The 4,219-nt window shown below is 59.1% G+C and carries 4 protein-coding genes and 1 pseudogene; 2 read left to right on the forward strand and 3 right to left on the reverse strand.

What is annotated here, in order from left to right; genetic code table 11:
- Positions 1-214, reverse strand: a pseudogene (locus tag C9413_RS28675) (50S ribosomal protein L25); the annotation flags it as partial.
- Positions 215-587: 373 nt separating this feature from the next.
- On the opposite strand from C9413_RS28675, the gene C9413_RS28680 reads away from it, so the two are divergent.
- Complete coding sequence (locus tag C9413_RS28680) at positions 588-2,057, forward strand: hypothetical protein (RefSeq protein WP_039845473.1); 1,470 nt, start codon at positions 588-590, stop codon at positions 2,055-2,057.
- 125 nt (positions 2,058-2,182) lie between these two features.
- Complete coding sequence (locus C9413_RS28685; RefSeq protein WP_246703872.1) at positions 2,183-2,746, forward strand: 2'-5' RNA ligase family protein; 564 nt, start codon at positions 2,183-2,185, stop codon at positions 2,744-2,746.
- Here C9413_RS28685 and C9413_RS28690 read toward each other — a convergent pair whose 3' ends face one another.
- On the reverse strand, positions 2,747-3,223 hold the full coding sequence (locus C9413_RS28690) for a Kazal-type serine protease inhibitor (protein WP_246703873.1): 477 nt from the start codon (positions 3,221-3,223) through the stop codon (positions 2,747-2,749).
- 118 nt (positions 3,224-3,341) lie between these two features.
- A partial coding sequence (locus C9413_RS28695) for a ribose-phosphate pyrophosphokinase (RefSeq protein ID WP_170251249.1) occupies positions 3,342-4,219 on the reverse strand: 878 nt, incomplete at its 5' end.

Genomic DNA, 4,219 nt, shown 5'->3' on the forward strand with positions numbered 1-4,219 from the left:
CGCCGCCGCCGGCGTTTGTCGCAACAGTGGTCATGAAGCTACCGGCATGAATGCGCTTCGTCACCTCATTGGTGCTGAGAGCGATAGAAATGGGGGCCTGCTTGTCACCATAGATGACAGCGGGAATCAAACCGTTGCGGCGAAGTTCACGGGCGGACCCCTTACCAACCCGTTCGCGCGCCTCGGCCTTGAGCTCGTAAGTTTCCTGGCTCATGGCTATTCCTTTCGAGGTTATTTGGAGAGTCTCCGTGCGGAATCATCCTTCCGGTGACTGGAGGGGCGTTTGGGCCTTCCTCATCCGCGTTGCCTCCAAGGGTGTCTGCGCGGACGCGTGCGCTATAGTATAAGTGAAGCGGAAACGCAAGGCGACGCGGGCCCTATCTCTCGGGTTGCCGGTCAGTGCCAGGATACTGCCAAACAGAGTAATCCTACGCCGTAATACAATAGAGACGGGACCGGCATCAAATTCGGTTTTTAAATACTGCGATTCAGCTGCTACAGGGCTTGCCTTTTCGGCAAGCCTGAGTTGACATCCGACCGCGCACATTTCACATGACCGCCGATCGACGAGGCGGAGGAGCACTTTCATGCGGTACAGGCTGATGACGGCGACGAGCGCGGTTGTTCTCGGATTGATGACGGCGGCCCATGCGGCCGAGATCGACCGGGATGGAGCAAACGCCATTCGCGACAATCTCAACAGCCTGCTGCCCGAAGACATTGCCAAGAGCGGCGTCGTCGCCGTCAATCCGGCCGGTTCGCGCTACGAGATCATCTATGACCTGGCCAAGCTGCTTTCCAAGGTCAACCCGGCGGATTTTGCGATCAACGGCCTGAAACCGATTTCGATGTTCGCCACGCCGCAGGACAACGGGCTCTGGAATGTCGAAGGCGACAACAGCCTGAACGTTTCCGGACATTTCAAGGGACCGGACCAGAAGCGCACCGATTTCACCTATTCCATCGCCTCAATGGTTTATACTTCGGTCTTCGATCCGGCGATCAGCTATTTCCGCTCCGGCGATTTCAGCGCCAAGGATATCAAAGTCACGACCGCGACCGATACCGAACAGGTCAATGCCAGCTTCGGCGACGTGAAATACAAGCTCACCTCCGCTGATGGCGCTTCCGCCGACAGGACGGACTTTGCAGCGAACGGCACTTTGACAGCGTTTGCCGAGCAGGTGAGCGGGAAGGAAATGCCGCCGCTCCAGATCACTGCCGATACCATCGATTTCGACGCCAAGGTCAACAGCCTGCCGGCAAAGCAATTGAGGGACATTGTCGTCTTCGCAGTCGACCATGCCGAGGAAAAGCAGATGAGCAAGGAGAGCGAGGAAAAGCTGAAGGGCATGCTGCGCGATGCTTTTCCGCTGATCTCTTCGCTTGAGGAAACCATCACCCTCAACAATCTTGCAGTGACGAGTGCTGCGGGTGGAGGCGGCGCCAAGAGCTTCGGCTACCGCCTGGCTGTAAATGGGCCGAGCAATGCAACGCAGCTTGGCGTTGCATTGAATGCTGCCGACGTCACATTTGACAGCCCGATGATTCCGGCCGCCTATTCCGCCTTTCTGCCCCAGGCAGTCGTTGTGCAGTTCGCCATCCCGGATATGGATTTTGCGGCGTTCGGTGATGAATTCATGAAACTTGATCTCACCAAACCGCCGCAGGGCGGGGAGGACGCGGGCAAAAGGGCCGTGGAGCGGCTTTTCCGCGATGGCAGGTTCGTGATCGACTTTTCGAAGGTCAGCGCCAAGTCCGGCGTCTACGACATCGACATATCCGCAAAGGTCGAGAGCCGCATCGATGCGGGCAAGGACGACTATGCGCTGCAGGCCTCCATTCTGGCGCGCGACTACGACAAGACCATCGCGGCGGTTCAGGAGCTTGCCAAGACCAATCCCGAGCTCAATCAGGCGTCCTTCGGAATGCTGATGGTCAAGGGTTTTGCCAAGACAGATCCGGACGGCCGGCAGCGCTGGGACGTGACGGTCATCCCCGATGGCACGGTGACCGTCAATGGCCAGCAGCTCAAGGGGCCGGATAAGCAGGAGTGATTTTGCTGAGCATCAGGCGACAATGATTGTCACGGCCGCCCTGGACGCCTAAAACCGACAATGGCGTTGGAGGCGTTTCGCGCATGCCTCATGCGATAAGTCTGAAATGCTTAAACGAGACCGCATTGCCGATAGTCGAGCTTTGGCAGGAAGCGGCCGCGTTCGAACCTGCTCCTTCGATGAAGGCCCTAGACTATCCTCCGCATGTGACCTTAGCGGTGTATGAGGATTTTGCGCCCACCGATGTGCTGTCGAGAATTTTAGGCGCGCAATCGGCAATAGCCGTGACTTTTTCGGGTATTGGCTATTTTCAAAACGAATTCTTAGTATTGTGGGCGCGTCCTTTATCGAATGACCGGCTGCTGCAACTTCACGCGGCCGTCCATCGTGAAATAGACCCAGCGCTCTGTCTTGAGCACTATCGCCCCGATCGCTGGGTGCCTCATTGCACGATCGCAATGAAGATCCCAGGGTCCATGTTCGAGCCCGCCATCAAGTGGGCATCCGAAATAGAGGCACAATTCTCCGTTACATTCGATGCGTTGGATATTGTGCGGTTTGCGCCAATCGAGGTCTTGGGTGAAGTCAAGTTGACACGGTGCCCCGCCTTTCCAAACCGTTTTGGCACGGCCGGGTTAGGCGGCCAGTCCTTTGGGCCAAAAATCATCGCCGGGCATCGGCGCCGATGATCAGAAACGGCACTCGCCGCCGCTGATGATCCGGAAGCCTGCATTGCCTGCCTCGCAGCGGTTCGGGAAGGTCTGTGTCTGACGGCCGCGCTGCCCGCAGACCGGCGCATATTCGCGTGTGCAGATGCCGCCCGGACGTTCCGGACGGGCAGGTCTGTCCGGGCGATCAGGCCAGTCGGGGCGCCCGGGACGATCCGGCTCGGGGCGCGCAAAGGGCGGCGGGGCGCGGCGGCATTCGCCGCGGCCGACGATCATGAAGCCGCTGGTGCGGGCCTGGCAGGCATTTCCGAAGGTTTGAAGCCGGCCGCCGCGTTCGCCGCAGACCGGCGCATATTCCATGGTGCACATTTGCTGCTGCGGCGGCCACGGGCGGGGCGGCGGGCGCGATGGACCGGGATCGACCTCTACCGGGCAGGCGGAAAGCAGGGGAATAAGCGCGAGAATCGCAAAGCGCTTCGAGCCTACTGAACTTTTCATATTGATTGCCGTCATATGGCTTCCCATGCAAATCACTTTGCGTGAGACTAGCCGAAAGCGGGCCGCCGAAGAAGACGAAAATACAACCTTGCCTATCTTTTGCCGACGAAGAAAACTCTCAGTCGAAGAGACTGGAAACAGATTCTTCCTGGCTGGTGCGGTTGATCGCTTCGCCGATAAGGGTTGCGGTCGTGATGACGCGGATATTGTGGGCGGACTGGACGGCCGTGGTCGGCTGGATCGAGTCGGTGATCACCAGTTCGCGCAGCTTCGACGAGGTGATGCGGGTGACCGCGCCCCCGGAAAGAACGCCGTGCGTGATGTAGGCGGTGACGCTAGCCGCACCTTGGGCCAGCAACGCATCGGCGGCGTTGCAAAGCGTGCCCCCGGAATCGACGATGTCGTCAATCAGCAGGCAATCCTTGCCTTCGACGTCGCCGATGATGTTCATGACTTCGGATTCACCTGGGCGGTCGCGACGCTTGTCCACGATCGCCAGAAGACAGTCGAGGCGTTTGGCAAGCGAACGGGCGCGGACGACGCCGCCGACGTCCGGTGAAACGACCATGACGTTGCTGATGTCGTAATTGGCCTTGATATCGCGCGTCAGAACCGGGACGGCGTAGAGGTTGTCCGTCGGGATGTCGAAGAATCCCTGAATCTGGCCGGCATGGAGGTCGAGCGTCAGAACGCGGTCGGCACCGGCCTCGGTGATTAGGTTGGCGACCAGTTTCGCGGAGATCGGCGTGCGACCTGAGGCGCGGCGATCCTGGCGGGCATAGCCGAAATAGGGAAGAACAGCCGTGATGCGGCGCGCGGACGAACGGCGCATCGCATCGATCATGATCAGCAGTTCCATCAGATGATCGTTCGTCGGAAAGGAGGTCGACTGGACGACAAAGACGTCTTCGCCGCGGACGTTTTCCTGGATTTCGACGAAGATTTCCTGATCGGCAAATCTTCTGACGCTGGCCTTGCCGAGGGGCACATTGAGAT

This window comes from Rhizobium sp. SEMIA 4085 (genome assembly GCF_013004495.1).
Classification (GTDB): domain Bacteria; phylum Pseudomonadota; class Alphaproteobacteria; order Rhizobiales; family Rhizobiaceae; genus Rhizobium; species Rhizobium gallicum.

Excerpts from the sequence above, each read along its gene's own strand:
- C9413_RS28680 (WP_039845473.1), top strand. The coding sequence starts at position 588 with ATGCGGTACAGGCTGATGACGGCGACGAGCGCGGTTGTTCTCGGATTG.
- C9413_RS28690 (WP_246703873.1), bottom strand. The coding sequence starts at position 3,223 with ATGAAAAGTTCAGTAGGCTCGAAGCGCTTTGCGATTCTCGCGCTTATT.